Source organism: Falsiroseomonas oleicola, from assembly GCF_019029495.1.
Classification (GTDB): Bacteria; Pseudomonadota; Alphaproteobacteria; order Acetobacterales; family Acetobacteraceae; genus Falsiroseomonas; species Falsiroseomonas oleicola.
The window spans coordinates 1,422,976-1,438,859 of sequence record NZ_JAERQM010000001.1 but is presented as its reverse complement, the minus strand read 5'-3'; the positions used below and the strand labels follow the sequence as shown (position 1 = coordinate 1,438,859).

Sequence of the window (15,884 nt, the reverse complement as noted above, 5' to 3'; positions counted from 1 at the left end):
CTCTGCGCGCCACGCCGTCATTCTCGCGCGCATCATCCCAGCGGAACCCATGTCGCGCCGAGCCGGCTCGAAGCCACAGCGGCAGCAATGAAGCGCATGCCGCGCAACCCATCCTCAATCCCCGGCACCGGCGCGCTCCTGGCAACTCCGGGCTGTCCCGCCGGGGCCGCTGCGATCTGATCGGCAAAATCGCGATAGATCTGCGCGAAGGCCTCCAGATAGCCCTCCGGGTGGCCGGAGGGGATGCGCGTCGCCTGCGCAGCTTCCGCGCTGGCGCCTGCGCCACCACGGCGGATCATGCGTGGCGGCTCGCCGAAGGGCGTGTGCAGCAGCAGATTCGGCTGTTCCTGCGCCCATTCCAGCCCGCCGGCCTCGCCAAAGATCCGCAGCCGCAGCGCATTCTCATTGCCCGGCGCCACCTGGCTGCACCACAGCATGCCCTGCGCGCCACCAGCGAAGCGCAGCAGCATCTGCGCATTGTCATCGAGCCGCCGGCCCGGCACGAAAGCGGTCAACTGCGCCGCCAGGCTTTCCACCCGCAGCCCGGTGACGAATTCCGCCAGATTGAAGGCGTGGGTGCCGATATCGCCGACGCTGCCCGCCGCGCCGCTGCGCGCCGGATCGGTGCGCCAGGCCGCCTGTTTCTGCCCTGTCTCTTCCAGCGCCTCGGTCAGCCAATCCTGCGCATATTCCACCTGCACCACGCGAACCTTGCCGAGGGCGCCCTGCGCCACCATCGCGCGCGCCTGCCGCACCAGCGGATAGCCGGTGTAGTTGTGCGTCAGCGCCAGGCGCGCGCTGCTGGCCGCGGCGGCACGCGCCACGGCCTCCGCCGCCTCCATCGTGTGGCACAAAGGCTTGTCGCAGATCACGTGGATGCCGGCTTCGAGGAAGGCGATGGCCGGTCCGGCATGCAGGTGGTTCGGCGTGACGATCGCCACCACCTCCACACCATCCGGCCGTGCGGATTCCTGGGCCGCCATCTCCTGCCAGGTCGCATAGGCGCGGTCCGGCGCGACATGCAATTCAGCCGCGCTGGCCCGCGCGCGCGCGGCATCGGAGGAAAAGGCGCCGGCGACCAGTTCGTAACGGTCATCGAGCCGGGCTGCGATGCGGTGCACCGCACCGATGAAGGCGCCCTGCCCGCCGCCCACCATGCCGAGGCGCAGACGCCGCCTCATCGCGAAAGCCCCAGCATGCGGCGGTTCGCCGCATCATCCACGCCGCTCGCCGCGAAATCGTCGAAGGCGCGCGACGCCACCTGGATGATGTGCTGGGCGATGAAGGGCGCGCCTTCCGCCGCGCCTTGCTCGCTGTCCTTGATGCAGCACTCCCATTCCAGCACGGCCCATCCGTCGAAGCCGTATTGGCTCAGCTTCGAGAAGACCGCGGCGAAATCCACCTGCCCGTCGCCGAGCGAGCGGAAGCGGCCGGCGCGCTGCGCCCAGGGTGCATAGCCCGAATAGACACCCTGGCGGCCGGAGGGATTGAACTCCGCATCCTTCGCGTGGAAGGCGCGGATGCGATCGCGGTAGATATCGATGAAGGCCAGATAGTCCAATTGCTGCAGAACGAAGTGGCTGGGATCGTACAGGATGTTGCAGCGCGGATGGTTGCCCAGGCGCTCCAGGAACATCTCGAAGGTCGTGCCGTCGAAGAGGTCCTCGCCAGGATGGATCTCGTAGCAGACATCGACGCCGGCTTCGTCGAAGGCGTCGAGGATCGGGCGCCAGCGTCGTGCGAGTTCGTCGAAGGCGGTCTCGATCAGGCCGGCCGGGCGCTGTGGCCAGGGATAGGCATAGGGCCAGGCCAGCGCGCCGGAGAAGCTGGCATGCGCGGTCAGGCCCAGGCGTTGCGAGGCACGCGCCGCGAGTTTCATCTGCTCGACGGCCCAGGCCTGGCGCGCTGTCGGATTGCCATGCACCGCGGCGGGCGCAAAGCCGTCGAAGGCCAGGTCGTAGGCCGGATGCACGGCGACGAGCTGGCCCTGGAGATGCGTCGACAGCTCCGTGACCACCAGGCCGGATTCGGCCAAGGTGCCGCGCAGCGCGTCGCAGTAGTCCTGGCTTTCCGCCGCACGCTTCAGGTCGATGAGGCGTGCATCCCAGCTCGGGATCTGCACGCCCTTGTAGCCATGCCCGGCCGCCCAGTTCGCCATGCCGCGCAGGCTGTCGAAGGGCGCGGCATCGCCGGCGAACTGCGCGAGGAAGATCGCGGGGCCCTTGATGGTTTTCATCGTCCGCTTGCCCCCTTCAGGAAACGCGCCCCCACCGTGCGGAAGGCCTTGAGATAGACCTCGTTCGTCGCGAAGGGGATCAGTTCCAGGTCATCCTGCGGCGAGGCCAGCCAGTCGCCGGTCCAACTGCCGAAGCAGCGATCGCCATCCGTCACCGGCCACAGCCGCGCGCCGCTGACATAATGCATCCAGGGCGTGTCGCATTTGGTGATGAAGTACGAAAAGCTGCGCCCCGTATCGTCCAGGTGCAGCAGCTTCTCGTTCAGATGGTTCGTGTCGAACCGGAAGTCGCGCGTGCCCGACACCTTGTCGCTGCGCGCACCGTCGATCATGTGCATCTGCGTGATAGCATCGTGCCAGTCGCCCATGCCAGCGAAGTCGCGGATCACCTGCCACACCGCATCCGCCGACCCGTCCAGCACCGTGCTGCACCACACCTTGTTCGGCGGGAAGCCGGCCCAGCGTTTCGTGCCCGACGGCGCGGCGCGTCCCGCGACAACCGGCTTCAGCGCATCCCAGCCGCCCTGGAAGACGCCCTTCGAGATGATCTCGACGTACTTGCCCGCATCCTCCGGCGCCTCATCGAACACCGCCTCCCATTCCGCGAAGGTGCGGTTGCCGTCGGTGACGGGCATGAGCTGCATGCGTGCGACGTAGTTCTTCACCGGGAAGGCCGGTGTCTCGAAATTATAGGTGAAGCTGTAGTCGCGGTCCGACAGGCTCAGCAGCCGCTCCCGCACCATGGGACCGTCGCGCAGCCAGAAGCGGCGCACGCAGCCGACGACGTCGGAGTCCAACCCATCCTCGATCTCGGATCGCGCGATGGCCGGGTTCCAACTGGGCAGGCCGTTGAAGTCGCGGACCACATCCCACACCGCCTCGACGGGCGCATCCAGGATGGTGGAGGCATAGGCGCGGGCCATGGCGATGCTCCCTTGCGTGTTGAGCGGGCCGATTCAGAAGCCGATGGATTTGAACTCGCGGGTGCGCGCGGTCAGCGCCTGTTCGGTCGGCAGCCGCTCCATCGAGGAGGCGCCGTAGAAGCCGTTGATGTTCGTGGTGTTGCGCAGGACATAGGCCGCATCCTCCGGCGTCGCGATCGGCCCGCCATGGCACAGCACGATGATGTCCGGTCGCACGCGCCGCGCCGCTGCTGCCCATTCGTCGATCAGCTTCGGGCAGTCCTCCAGCTTCAGCGCGGTCTGCGCGCCGATCGCGCCGCCCGTGGTCAGGCCGAGGTGGGGCACCAGGATATCGGCACCGGCCTTCGCCATCTCCGCCGCCTCCTCGGCATTGAAGACATAGGGCGTGGTCAGCATGTCCTTCGCATGGGCCATGCGGATCATGTCGATCTCATGCCCGAAGCCCATGCCCGTCTCTTCGAGGTTCGCGCGGAACACGCCGTCGATGAGGCCGACGGTCGGGAAGTTCTGCACGCCGGCGAAGCCGAGCGCCTTCAACTCATCCAGCAGGTGGTCCATGATCGCGAAGGGATCAGTCCCGTTGACACCTGCGATCACCGGCGTGCGCTGCACCACGGGCAGCACCTCCCGCGCCATCTCCTTCACGATGTCATTGGCATTGCCATAGGCGAGCATGCCGGCCAGTGAGCCACGGCCCGCCATGCGGTAGCGGCCGGAATTGTAGATGACGATGAGGTCGATCCCGCCATCCTCCTCGCATTTCGCGGACAGCCCGGTGCCGGCGCCGCCGCCGATGATCGGCTCCCGGCGCGCCACCATGGCGTTGAAGCGGTCGAGCAATTCGCGTCGCGTGAAGCGCGGCATGGTCAGGCAATCTCCCGGAAGGCGGCGAGGGTGGCGTCCACGAAGGCGCGGTCGTTGATCGCGGCCGGCACCTCGATGAGCTTGCGGTTCGGCGCTGGCTGGAAGCCGGAACGGATGGTCTCGAACAGCGCGGCATCGGCCGCGGGATCGTGGAAGGGCATGCCCGGTACGTCGATGGCCGAGACGCCGCCGAGCGGCAGCAGGAAGCGCACCGGCCCGTCCATGCGGTTCAGCCGATCCACGATGAAGCGCCCTATCGCCCCATTCTCCTCCGGCGTCGTGCGCATCAGCGTTACCTGCGGATTGTGGACGTAGAGATTGCGTCCAGTGAACTTTGCCGGAACCGTCTCCCTGGCGCCGAAATTCACCATGTCCACCGCACCGACGCTGCCGACATAGGGCAGCCGCGTGCGGATCGGCGCGCCGAAGCGGTCGGCATCGCAGGGAAAGACACCGCCCACCAGGAAGTCCGGCACCTCCGTGGTGGTGAGGTCGAGCAGCGCGGCGACCAGGCCGGAATCCGCCAGCTTCTCCATGCTGCGGCCGCCGGCGCCGGTGGCGTGGAAGACGTAGCATTCGTAGTCCGCATCCAGCGTTTCCCGCAGCATGGTGATGCAGGCGGTGGTCACGCCGAACATCGACAGGCCAAGGCCCTGCTTCTCCGCGGCAGTCGCGGCGGGCGGCGTGTTCAGCGCCATGCCAGCCACGGCATGCGCGGCATTGGCGATGACGCGGCGCGAGATGCCGTTGAGGCCGGCGACATCCACCACGGAATACATCATCGCCAGATCGGTCGGCCCGACATAGGCCGCGACATTGCCCGAGGCCACGGTGCTGACCATCAGCTTCGGCGTGCCGATCGGCAGGTCCCGCATCGCCTGCGTGACCAGCGCGGTATTGCCGGAGCCACCCAGCCCCAGCACGGCGCCGATATCGTCACGCGCGGCCAGCCAGCGCGACAGCGCCTCCGCCATGCCTGTCACCGCCTTGCCACGATCATCCAGGCCGAGCACGGCGCCAACGCCATCCGGATGCTTCCCCGCGATGTCCATCGCCGTCACATCGGCGCCCTGCCCCGCATCACGGGTTCCGACATCCACCAGCACCGGCACCGCGCCAGCGCGCCGCACGCAATCGGCGGCGAAGCGCAGTTCCTCGCCCTTGGTGTCCATGGTGCCGACGACATAGACCTTCGCCATCGCGCGCTCCCTGCCTTCAATGCCCACCAGTCGCCACGCCGAGGTAGCGGCGCTGGAGTTCCGGATTCTCCGCCAGTTCCCGCGCCGGCATGCGCGCGGCGATGCGGCCGGTGACCATGATCGCCACCTCCTCCGCCACCTCGGTCGCGACGCGCAGGTTCTGCTCGATCAGCAGCAGGCCCATGCCTTCTGCAGACAGGCCACGCAGCACGGTGATGAGGTGGTCCACGATCACCGGCGCCAGACCCTCACTGGGCTCGTCCATGATGACGAGCTTCGGGTCCATCAGCAGCGCACGCGCGATGGCGAGCATCTGCTGCTCGCCGCCCGAGAGTTCCGTGCCGCCATTGCGGCGACGCTCGGCGAGGCGCGGGAAGGTTTCGTAGACGCGCTCCGGCGACCAGCGCGCGCCGCGCCGCGCCACCAGGCGCAGATGCTCATCCACCGTCAGCGAGGGAAAGGTGCGCCGGCCCTGCGGTACCAGCGCGATGCCGCGCCGGGCGATGCGGAAGGGCGGCAGGCCGTTGAGCGCCGCGCCCTCCAGGGCAATCTCACCCTCCCGCACCGCGACGAGGCCCATCACCGCCTGGCACAGCGTGGTCTTGCCCATGCCGTTGCGGCCGACGATGGCCATGGGCCGCGCGCCGACGGACAGCGAAACCCCTTGCAGGATATGCGCCTGGCCAAAGCGGACATGCAGGTCGCGGATCTCCAGCATCAGTGCCCACCGCCGAGATAGATGGCCTGCACCACTGGGTCCTGCGCGATGCGGTCGGGCGTTGCCTCCACCACCACCTCGCCATCCTTCATCACGGTCACGATATCCGCGGCGGGCAAGGCGATATCCATGTCGTGCTCGATCAGCACCAGCGTCAGCGTGCGCGGCAATTCGCGCAGCAGGCGCAGCAGTTCCGGCCGGTCGCCGGGGGACAGGCCGGCGGCCGGCTCATCCAGCATCAGCAGGCGCGGATCGCCGGCCAGCGCCATGCCGACCTCCAATTGCCGGCGCTGGCCGTGGCTGAGGTTCAGCACCTCCGTCCCGAGCAGATGGCTGAGGCGCATGCGCTCCGCCAGCTCCCGCGCCTTGGCCAGGCCGGCATCGCCGCGGGCGGGACGCAGGAAGGAGAAGCGGTTGGGTCGCAGGCCGCGCACCGCGATGAACAGATTGTCCAGCACCGTCAGCCCGTTGAACAGCAGCGAGGTCTGGTAGGTGCGGCCGATACCCATCCGTGTGCGCCGATGCGGGCGCAGCCCGGTGATGTCCTCGCCGAACAGCGCGATGCTGCCGGCGGTCGGCGGGTAGTCGCCGCAGATCGTGTTGAACAGCGTGGTCTTGCCGGCACCGTTCGGCCCCAGCACGGCGCGTCGCTCCCCGGGCATGACGTCGAAGCTGACATCACGCACGGCCTGCAAGGCACCGAAGCGGCGGCTGACGCCGGCAAGGCGAAGGGCGGGTTGGGTCATGGTCTCCCGTGCGGCGATAAGGCGGGGCCGGCACGCGGCCGGCCCCGTCCGTCACATCAGGCCACGCAGCCCGCATTGTCGCGGGAGGGCGAGCCGAGCTGGAGGAACTGCGCCTCCGGCATGCCCAGCGTCTGGTTCACCGCGCGCGCCCGGTCGAAGGCCACCACCACGGCATTGCCGCCGCGTTCCTCGATCCGGTTCAGGAAGATGTCGGAGATCGCCTGGCGATTGTGGTCGAGTTTCACGGAAGCACCGGTCGGCGCGGTCAGCTCGGCCGCCGCCATGGCACGCTGGAATGCCGCCTGGTTGCCCGAAAGGTCGCCATTCACCGCCCGCAGACCGGCCAGGATGCCGTAGAGATTCGTCACGTAGTTCACGCCATGGATGGAGGGCGAGGCGAAGCCACCCTCATTGGCCCAGCGGCGCCGGTAGCGCGCGACGAAATCGGTCCAGGTCGGATCGTCGATGATGTCCGCGATCGGCCCCCCGGAGAGCATGCCCATCATCACGCGCCGATGCGGACCGCGGGCGGAGAGCATGGTCTGGTCCGCCATGATGGAGCCGCCGACCAGCGGCTTGCTGCCACCCGCCTGGGCATATTGCGTCATGAAGGCCAGGCCGTCCGTGCCGCCATGCACCACGATGACGGCCCCGGCATTGGAGCGGTTGATCTGCGCGATCTGGGAGGTGAAGTCGGTGGTGCCGAGCGGCGCCCAGTACTGCGTCACCTTGCCGCCCAGCCGGCAGAATTCCAGGTTGAAGCCGAAGACCTGCGCATAGGGGAAAGCATAGTCGCCCGCCGTGATCGCCACTTCACGGATGCCGAGCCCATGGATGTGCCGCCCCAGCCCGGCCATCCACTGCGTGCCATCGGTGGAGAAGCGGAAGAAGTTCGGCGACGGGTTGCGCAGCGTGGTGTCGGAGGCACCTGAAGACCCGTTGACGATGCTCTTGCCGGTCAGCGTGCGCGAATAGTCGCGCAGTGCGATGCCTTCGGCGCCCGAGAGCGGGCCGAGGATGATGTCCACATTGTCCTGCTCGATCAGCTTGCGGGCGCGCGCCAGCGCCACATCGGCCTGGGCGTTGGAGCTTTCGCGGATGAACTCGATGCGCCGGCCGCCGATCGTGTTGTTGATGCGCTCCAGCTCCATCTGCACGCAGCGATAGGCATCCTGCCCGCCGGTGGCGAAGGGGCCTTCCAGCGTGGTGAGGCCGCCGAGACGGATCGGCGCGTTCTGCGCGATGGCCGGCATGGCGAGGCCGCCGGCGGCGAGGCCCGCACCGCCCAGCAACGCGGCGCGACGGGTGATCTGGATGGTCATGACCGTTCCTCCTTCCTTGTTCGTTCTTCGTTGGTGGCGCGCGGGTTCGTTCTCGCCCGCGATCTGGTGACGCTCATGGTCGCCGTGCCAGCAGCCGGCGCAGCCTGGCGCCGATGCCGATCGCGCCATCCGGCGAGACCAGCACGATGGCGAGGAAGACGACGCCGATGAGCGTGTTGAAGCGGTCGCGGTCGTAGATGGTGGCCGCGAAGGTGTCGAAGACCGTGTAGATCAGGGAGCCGATGAAGGCGCCGACCGGATGGCCAAGCCCGCCGATCACACTCATGATGAGCACGTTCACCGTGGCCCCGAGGCCGATCGAGCCCGGCGAGATGCCGATATTGTAGATGGTGGAAAGAATGCCGCCGCAGCCGGCGATGAAGCCCGCGACGCCGAAGGCCGCGATCCGGTGCAGCCCGACGGAATAGCCCAGCGCCGCGACGCGCCGCGGATTGTCGCGGATGCCCTGCAGCACCAGGCCGAAGGGTGTGCGCACCAGATAGAGGATGCCGGCATAGAGCAGCACGGCGGTCGCCAGGGCGATATGGTAGAAGACCAGCGGGTTGCGGAAATCCTGCCCGAACAGGGTCGGGCCGACGACGTTGCGGATGCCCTCATAGCCGTTGAACCAGGCGATATTGGTCTCGATGAAGCGGAAGACGCCCATCGCCAGGGCCAGCGTGATCATCAGCAGGTAGATGTCCCGCGTGCGCACGCTGATGGCGCCGACCAGCAGACCCATCAGCGTGGCCGCGAGCAGGCCGAGCGGTATGGCCGCGCCATAGCCGAAGCCGCCCAGGATATGCGGCACGGCGCCATCCACCAGGATCGCCAGCGTGTAGCCGGCGATGCCGGCCACCATCATCTGCGCCAGCGAGATGAAGCCGCCATAGGTGGCCAGGAAGGTCAGCGACATGGCGATGATGCCGAAGACAAGGGCGCGGCCCAGGATGTTCGCCGTCCAGAACGCGGCTTCGTTCGCGGGCAGCACGAAGGGCAGCGCCCAGGGCAGCATCAGCAGTGCCACGAGGCCCAGCAGGGACCACAGGATGGTGTTACGCACGGCCCAGAATTCCCTGCGGGCGCAAGGCCAGCACCGCGACCATGATGACGAAGGTCAGGATCACGGAATAGGTCGGGAACAGCGCCTGGCCGATCTGCTCCGCCAGGCCGATCAGCACGGCGCCCAGCGCGGTTCCGGTCACGCTGCCCATGCCGCCGACGATCACCACCACCAGCGAGATCAGCAGGAAACGGCCATCCGCACCCATCGCGAGCGGCTGCGCCGTGGCGCCGACGACGCCACCGAGGCCCGCCAATGCGGAGCCGAGCGCGAAGACCGCGACCCCCACCAGCGGCACATTGACGCCACAGGCGCCGAGCATCTGCCGGTCATCCACGCCGGCGCGGATCATCATGCCCAGCTTCGTGCGGTTCAGCAGTAGCCACAGCCCGATGCCCACCGCCAGGGCGATGCCGATCTGCACCAGGCGGAAGGTGGGATAGCCGCCGACGCCCGGCACCTGGGTGGAACCGAAGATGGCGTCGGGCGCGAAGAACTGCCGCGGCGTGCCGCCATAGATGGCCAGAAGCTGGTCGGCGACAATGATGGACAGGCCGATGGTCACCAGCGCCTGGCGCAGCTCCTGCCCCTGCATCCAGCCGAGCAGCACCACCTGCACGAAGGCGCCGAACACCGCGGCGAAGGCCACGCCCGCGGCGACGCCGACATACCAGGCGTACCAGACATCCCTGTCATACAGCGGCTCGAACACCGCATAGCCGACATAGCCGGCGACGAGATACATCGCGCCATGCGCCATGTTCACCACGCGCATCAGGCCGAAGATCAGCGAGAAGCCGCTGGCCACGATGAAATAGAGCGCGGCCAGAGTCAGCCCGTTCAATACGATCGTGGCAGCCAGATCCATGCCCGCGCTCATCCCCCCGTCCGGGCGTCATCGCGCCCCTTGGCGGTGACCATGGCGGTTGGGCCGGCGGCGGAGCAAGATGGTTTTCCTGCAATCTTTGGGTAAAATGGGGTAATGGTTCCACCCTCCGCAGCACGGCTCCGGCCCTGCGCCCGGCTCGACGGCCTCGATCCGCCGGCCCGCCAGCGCAGCCTCTACCTGCCCGCGTTGGCCGGCTTTCCGCCCGGGACCTGGCCGCTCGTCGCGCTGCTGCCGGTGCTCGACATCAACGGTGCGCTTCGGGTGGCGCTGGAGGCGCGGCGGCCGTTTCGCAGCGCGCCGCCGGCCGTCGGCATCTTTGCCTGCGACCCCTTCCTGCGCCTGGCGGATATGGCGGCGCTGCTGCGGCGCGCCGGCGTGACGACGGTGGTCAACTACCCCACCGTCGCGCTGTTCGAGGGGGAGACCGCGGCAGCCCTGGCGGCGGTGGGCTACCGGGCGGAGGCGGAGTTCCGGCTATTGCTGCGTTTCGCCGAGTTGGGCTTCAGCGCTATCGCCTGCGCCGCCTCACGCCGCGCGGTGGATGTGGCGCTGGGCCTCGGGCTGCGCCGCATCCTGCTGCATCCCGGACTTGGGCCGCCCGCGGATCCGGAGGCCTGGTGGGCCGAACGCGCCGGCCATGTGGCGATCGAGGGGGCGGAACCTTTGGCCTGGGATGCGCCGGTTCAGGCCTCCAGCCCCAGGCGGCGCATGCGGTTGTAAAGGGTCTTGCGGGCGATGCCGAGGAAGGCGGCGGTCTCGCCCCGGCGGAAGCGGTTGCGGCGCAGCGCTTCCAGGATCCAGGCCCGCTCATCCGCCGGGGAGGTCGGGGTGGGGGCGATGGCGGGGCCAAGCTGCGCTTCCAGCGCCTCCAGCGTCAGGCGGCCACCCGGCGCCTCCGTCGCCGCGCGGGTCAGCACCTCCGCAAGCTGGCGCAGATTGCCGGGCCAGGGCTGCGCCATCAGCAGGCGCAGCGCGGTGGGGTCCAACTGCGTCGTCGGGCGCTGGGTCGCCCGCAGCATGGCCCGCGCCAGCAGCGGCAGGTCCTCCATGCGGTCGCGCAGGGGTGGCACCAGCAGGCGCTGCGCGGACAGCGCGCGGGCCAGGGCCTCGCCCCCAGGCGGATGGATCAGCACCAGCCGCGCCCGGGGCGCGCGTTCGCCCGGCTTGGCGAAGCGTTCGAAACTGCCGCGCTCGATCCAGTCGGCGAGCCGCGCGCGCAGCATGGGCGGCAGCGCATCGGCGCTTTCGATCACCACCGTGCTGTGGCGCTGGGCCAGCAGCGCCGCCGGCCCGGCCTCCCCGAACAGGCGCTCGGCAATCGCCTGCTGCGCGTCGAGGAAGGTCAGGCCGCCGGCGCGGCCACTGGCCTGGTGGATGGCGCGCGCGATGGTGGTGCGGCCGGCGCCGGGCTCTCCCTCCACCAGGATCGGCAGGTCGGTGGCGACCAGCCGGGCGATGCGCGCGGCAAGCTGCCGCGCGGCGCGGGACCGCGCGACGAGGCCAGGCAGTTTCGCCGCCTCCGGCGTCGCGTTGTCCCGCAGCAGACCCGCGGTCTTGAAGGCGGAGGTGGTCTGCATCACCGACATTTCGAGCGGCAGGCGATCCAGCGTGGAGCCACCGACATAGCCATCGGCGCGCGAGGCATCGCAGACCTCCAGCAGATGGGCGGGATCGATGATCGGCCCGCCTTCGACGAAGCACAGCGTGCGCGGCGCCGTGCGGCGCACATGGCGGAAGATGCGGCGGGCGCGTTCCGCCGCCTGGTCCAGGGGCACACCGCTCGGCACGCCCTGGCTGCCGCCGGAATTCCAGCCGAAGTTCAGGCACAGCCGCTCCACCCCGCCGCCGAGCAGGGCGTCCACCTCCGCCCGCGTCTTGGCATAGCCCAGCGTCGCGAGGCCCATGTCGCGCGCCGCCCGTAGCATGGCGACTTCCCGTCCGAATCCGAGGCCCGCGGCCTCCAGCGCGGTGCGGAAGGTGCCATCGTAGTGGATGGCGGTGGGGAAGTTGGCGACGCCGTGATAGCCGGCTTCCTGTATGCGTCGCAGCAGGTCCTCGATGGGCAGGCGTGGATCGCAGGCCGCGGCGCCGAAGAAGACCGGCACGCTGACGCGGTCGAGGATTTCCTGCCGGGCGAATTCATCGGTGAAGGCGTTGCTGTCGCGGATCGGCAGCATCGCGGCGAGGGACGGCGCGCCCATGACGCGCAACCTTCCGGCGCTGAGCGCCAGCAGGAAATCCGCCCCCCCATCCGCCGCGGCGCGCGCCGTCATGCCGAGGCCCATGGCGGCGCCGACAACCAGTTCCAGGCGGCCGGCGCCGGGCAGGGAGGTCATCGATGGCATGCCGCGCGAGGTCGGCAGGGCGACGGCCCGCCCTGTGCCACCCCGCTTCTGTCTCGGATGCAGGGATCAGGCCCCGGCATGGCATGCGCCTCTGCGGCTGGAGGGTTTCAGGCGGCCGTCCCGGTCACCCCACGCGCGTGTCGAACCGCGCAGGCCCCGGGCGGCCCAGGACGGACTATCGGCTCCTGCCACCCTACACCGCGTCGACGCGGCATGGCAGCGCCGCGGTGGCTTTTCCGCCTGCCGAAGAATGCGCAAGCTCCGTCCGCGAAAAGCAGCCATAGACGGGCCGTAACCACCGCATCGGCCGGGGCGAAGCCGTTCCGACCCAAGGAGATAGCCCATGCGCCTCGGCCGCCTGCTGCGCGACCGCCGGCTCTGGATCGGCGTTGCGATCCTGCTGCTGGTGCTGGGCCTGAGGGCCAGCGGCCTCTCGGAGCATCTGTCGCTGGAGACGCTGGCCCGGCACCGCGCCACGCTGGTCGGGCTGGTCACGGACCATGCGGTGCTCGCGGCGGCGGTCTATGTGCTGGTCTATGCGGCGGCGGTGGCGCTCTCCATTCCCGGCGCCGTCTTCCTGACGCTGAGCGGCGGCTTCCTGTTCGGCGCGGTGCTGGGCACGGCCCTGACGGTCACCGGCGCCACGCTGGGCGCGACGCTGGTCTTCCTGCTGGCCCGCACCCTGTTCGGCGCCGATGCGCTGGACCGGCTGGGGCCGCGCGCCCAGAAGCTGGCGGAAGGCATCCGGCGCAATGCCGCCTCTTACCTGCTGGTGCTGCGGCTGGTGCCGCTGTTTCCCTTCGTGCTGGTGAACCTGGTGCCGGCCTTCGCCGGGGTGCGGCTGCCGGTCTATGTGCTGACCACCTTCCTCGGCATCCTGCCCGGCACGGCCGTGTTCAGCCTGGCCGGCGCCGGGCTGGGCGGGGTGCTGGAGGCGGGCGGCGATTTCGACATAAGCAGCGTGCTGACGCCGCAGATCCTGGGCGCGCTGCTGGGCCTCGCCGCGCTGGCGCTGGCCGCCATCCCGCTGAAGGCGCGCTTCGCGCGTTGAAGCGGCGCGGTGTAACCTTTGCATCCGTGCCGGCGAAGCCGCGCCTGACATCGAAGGGGTCGATCTTGCCCGAGCATCCGCCGCTTCTCCGCCGACGTGCCCTGCTGGCCGGTGGCCTTGGCGCGTTGGCCAGCCCGGCCCTGGCCCAGGCCGCGCCGCTGCGCTTCGCGGTCGGGCCGTTCCAGCCGACGCCGGGCGACACCCGCCGGGCCTTCGAACCCTTCTTCGCCCATCTCGCCGCCCAGCTGGGCCGACGCTACGCGCTTTCCGTCACCGGGGACTGGGCCGGCATCGCGGTGGCGCTGGGCAGCGACCAGGTGGATTGCGCCTGGATGGGCCCCTGGGGCTATGTGCTGGCGCAGGACCGTGCGGGGGCGGAGGCGGTGGCCACCGTTCTGTGGCGCGGCAGCCCGACCTACCACGCCATCATCCTCGCCCAGCCGGACCTGCCGATCGCGCGCTTTCCGGAGGATGCGCGGGGCCTGTCGATCTCCTTCGCCGATGCGGGGTCGACCAGTGGCTGGCTGGTGCCGCATCACTGGTTCCTGCGCCAGGGCATCGATCCCCGCACCTTCTTCCGCTACCGCGACGGCGCCAGCCATGCGGCGAATGTCGTGGCCGTGGCCAATGGGCAGGTGGACCTCGCCACCGATTACGACCGCAACCTCGCCGCGATGATGGCGTCGGGAAGGGTGCGGGAGGGGCAGGTGAAGGTGGTGTGGCGCAGCGATCCCCTGCCGAATGACGCGCTGGCGGTGCGTCGCGGCCTGCCGGCCGAACTGCGCACCGCCCTGGCCGAGGCCGCCATTGCCAGCACGGCGGAGGTGCTGCCCCCCGACTATACTGGCTGGGTGCCAGCCACCGCCGAGACCTACGCCCCCATCGAGGCCGCCGGCCGCGCCCTGGGAAGGCTGCGCAACGCGTGAAGCGGCTCGGCTGGGCGGCGTTCCTGGTCTTGCTCGCGGGCTCGGTCTGGGTGGTGGGGCCGGACCCGGCGCGGCTGGCATCCGGCCTGCCGAGGCTGGGCGGCTGGCTGGCCGGCGCCTGGCCGCCGGATTTCTCCGACCCCGGTGATATCGCGCGCCGCGCGGCGGAAACCGTGGGCATCGCCACGCTGGGCACCTGCGCCGCCGCCATCCTGGCCGCGCCGGTGGCCCTGTTGGCGACCAGGCCGGTGACCCGTGCCGGATGGCTGCGGCAGCCGGCGCGCGGGGTGCTGGATGCGCTGCGCGGGGTGGATGGCTTCGTCTTCGCGCTGATCTTCGTCGCCGCCGTCGGCCTCGGCCCCTTCGCCGGCATGATCGGCGTGGCGTTGCATTCCGCCGGGTCCCTGGGAAAACTGTGGTCGGAGGCGCTGGAAGCTGCCGATCCGCGCCCGGCGGAGGCGGTCCTGGCGGTCGGCGGCAGCCCGTTGCAGGTGGCGCGCCACGCGCTGATCCCGCAGACCCTGCCGGAGACGGCGGGGGCGTTGCTGTATGTGTGGGAGTTCAACATCCGCGCCTCCACCGTGCTCGGGCTGGTCGGCGCCGGCGGCATTGGGCAGGAGCTGAAGAACGCCGTGGACCTGCTGGACTTCAACCGCCTGTTCGCCATTCTGCTGGTCGTGGTCGGGCTGACGCTGGCGGCCGACCGGATCAGCGCCGCGCTTCGGAGAAGCCTCGCATGATGATCGACGGACCGATGCTGGTTTTTGGCGGTCCCTATTCCAACCTTCAGGCGACGCGTGCCGTGCTGGCGGAAGCCGCGCGGCGCGGCATTCCACCGTCGCGCATTCTCTGCACCGGCGATGTGGTCGCCTATGGCGCGGATGCGGCGGCCTGCTGCGACCTGGTGATGGCCAGCGGCATCGCCGTGCTGGCCGGCAATTGCGAGGAACAGCTCGCCGAGGCCGCCGAGGATTGCGGCTGCGGCTTCGAGGAAGGCACCGCCTGCGACCTGCTCAGCCGAAGCTGGTACGCCCATGCCAATGCCGAGGTCACGCCCGCCCAGCGCGACTGGATGCGCGGCCTGCCGAAGCGGATCGTGCTGGCGCTGCCGGATGGCCGCCGGCTGGCCGTGCTGCATGGCGGCGCGACGGAGACCAGCCGCTTCCTCTTTGCCTCGGCGCCCGGGGATGTGCTGGCCGGGGAGATCGCGGCGACGGGCTGCGACGGCGTCATCGCCGGCCATTGCGGCCTGCCCTTCGCGCACCGCATCGGGGATGGGCTGTGGCTGAATGCCGGCGCGGTGGGCATGCCGGCCGATGACGGCACACCGCGAGTCTGGTTTTCGGTGCTGACACCCGCTGCGGAGGGCCTGCGCGTCGAGATCCTGCCGCTGGACTATGACCACGCGGGCGCCGCCGCGGCGATGCGCGCGGCACGGCTGCCGGAGGGCTATGCGGCGGCGCTCGCGATCGGGCTCTGGCCCTCCTGCGACGTCTTGCCGCCGGCGGAACGGGCGCGGCGCGGCCAGCCCCTGGCGCCGGTCGCGCTGATGTGGTGAGGCATCCCGCGCCGCATGGTGCAGCCTGCGGCGCGGGGGAAGGG

General features: G+C 69.9%; 16 protein-coding genes. 5 read left to right on the top strand and 11 right to left on the bottom strand.

The window, feature by feature from the left end; genetic code table 11:
- Positions 1 to 32 precede the first annotated feature (32 nt).
- From JJQ90_RS06925 to JJQ90_RS06880, 10 genes are all read right to left on the bottom strand, one after another.
- Entirely contained in the window at positions 33 to 1,181 is a 1,149-nt protein-coding gene (locus tag JJQ90_RS06925; protein WP_216873694.1) for a Gfo/Idh/MocA family protein, read from the bottom strand.
- Positions 1,178 to 2,236: a sugar phosphate isomerase/epimerase family protein gene (locus JJQ90_RS06920; RefSeq protein ID WP_216873693.1), complete on the bottom strand. Its 1,059-nt coding sequence runs from the start codon at positions 2,234 to 2,236 to the stop codon at positions 1,178 to 1,180. Before JJQ90_RS06920 ends, JJQ90_RS06925 begins: the two co-directional genes overlap by 4 nt.
- A complete protein-coding gene (locus tag JJQ90_RS27705) occupies positions 2,233 to 3,159 on the bottom strand; it encodes an SRPBCC family protein (protein WP_216873692.1) in 927 nt (308 codons plus the stop codon). Before JJQ90_RS27705 ends, JJQ90_RS06920 begins: the two co-directional genes overlap by 4 nt.
- Before the next feature lie 33 nt (positions 3,160 to 3,192).
- Positions 3,193 to 4,023: a phosphoenolpyruvate hydrolase family protein gene (locus tag JJQ90_RS06910; RefSeq protein ID WP_216873691.1), complete on the bottom strand. Its 831-nt coding sequence runs from the start codon at positions 4,021 to 4,023 to the stop codon at positions 3,193 to 3,195.
- 2 nt (positions 4,024 to 4,025) lie between these two features.
- Complete coding sequence (locus JJQ90_RS06905; RefSeq protein ID WP_216873690.1) at positions 4,026 to 5,222, bottom strand: Tm-1-like ATP-binding domain-containing protein; 1,197 nt, start codon at positions 5,220 to 5,222, stop codon at positions 4,026 to 4,028.
- A gap of 16 nt (positions 5,223 to 5,238) precedes the next feature.
- Positions 5,239 to 5,940, bottom strand: coding sequence for an ABC transporter ATP-binding protein (locus tag JJQ90_RS06900; protein WP_216873689.1), 702 nt, complete (start codon positions 5,938 to 5,940; stop codon positions 5,239 to 5,241).
- A complete protein-coding gene (locus tag JJQ90_RS06895; protein ID WP_216873688.1) occupies positions 5,940 to 6,686 on the bottom strand; it encodes an ABC transporter ATP-binding protein in 747 nt (248 codons plus the stop codon). Before JJQ90_RS06895 ends, JJQ90_RS06900 begins: the two co-directional genes overlap by 1 nt.
- 56 nt (positions 6,687 to 6,742) lie before the next feature.
- Entirely contained in the window at positions 6,743 to 8,008 is a 1,266-nt protein-coding gene (locus JJQ90_RS06890) for an ABC transporter substrate-binding protein (RefSeq protein ID WP_216873687.1), read from the bottom strand.
- A 73-nt stretch (positions 8,009 to 8,081) separates the two neighbouring features.
- Positions 8,082 to 9,071, bottom strand: a complete 990-nt coding sequence (locus JJQ90_RS06885) for a branched-chain amino acid ABC transporter permease (RefSeq protein ID WP_329959391.1) — start codon at positions 9,069 to 9,071, stop codon at positions 8,082 to 8,084.
- Positions 9,064 to 9,939, bottom strand: a complete 876-nt coding sequence (locus JJQ90_RS06880) for a branched-chain amino acid ABC transporter permease (RefSeq protein WP_216873686.1) — start codon at positions 9,937 to 9,939, stop codon at positions 9,064 to 9,066. Before JJQ90_RS06880 ends, JJQ90_RS06885 begins: the two co-directional genes overlap by 8 nt.
- Positions 9,940 to 10,053: 114 nt before the next feature.
- Between JJQ90_RS06880 and JJQ90_RS06875 the strand changes: the two genes are divergently transcribed.
- Entirely contained in the window at positions 10,054 to 10,680 is a 627-nt protein-coding gene (locus tag JJQ90_RS06875) for a phosphoenolpyruvate hydrolase family protein (RefSeq protein WP_216873685.1), read from the top strand.
- On the opposite strand, the gene JJQ90_RS06870 is transcribed toward JJQ90_RS06875, so the two are convergent.
- The gene (locus JJQ90_RS06870; RefSeq protein ID WP_216873684.1) at positions 10,644 to 12,296 is read right to left on the bottom strand and encodes a phosphoenolpyruvate hydrolase family protein; all 1,653 of its coding nucleotides are present in this window, start codon (positions 12,294 to 12,296) and stop codon (positions 10,644 to 10,646) included. The two genes, JJQ90_RS06875 and JJQ90_RS06870, sit on opposite strands and share 37 nt — an antisense overlap.
- A 352-nt stretch (positions 12,297 to 12,648) precedes the next feature.
- On the opposite strand from JJQ90_RS06870, the gene JJQ90_RS06865 reads away from it, so the two are divergent.
- The 4 genes from JJQ90_RS06865 (at position 12,649) to JJQ90_RS06850 (ending at position 15,840) form a co-directional block, all read left to right on the top strand.
- Positions 12,649 to 13,356, top strand: a complete 708-nt coding sequence (locus JJQ90_RS06865) for a TVP38/TMEM64 family protein (RefSeq protein WP_216873683.1) — start codon at positions 12,649 to 12,651, stop codon at positions 13,354 to 13,356.
- A 65-nt stretch (positions 13,357 to 13,421) separates the two neighbouring features.
- A complete protein-coding gene (locus JJQ90_RS06860) occupies positions 13,422 to 14,282 on the top strand; it encodes a phosphate/phosphite/phosphonate ABC transporter substrate-binding protein (RefSeq protein WP_216873682.1) in 861 nt (286 codons plus the stop codon).
- Positions 14,279 to 15,022, top strand: coding sequence for a phosphonate ABC transporter, permease protein PhnE (phnE, locus tag JJQ90_RS06855; protein ID WP_216873681.1), 744 nt, complete (start codon positions 14,279 to 14,281; stop codon positions 15,020 to 15,022). Before JJQ90_RS06860 ends, phnE begins: the two co-directional genes overlap by 4 nt.
- Entirely contained in the window at positions 15,019 to 15,840 is an 822-nt protein-coding gene (locus JJQ90_RS06850) for a metallophosphoesterase family protein (protein ID WP_216873680.1), read from the top strand. The genes phnE and JJQ90_RS06850 overlap by 4 nt, the downstream gene beginning before the upstream one ends.
- Positions 15,841 to 15,884 lie beyond the last annotated feature (44 nt).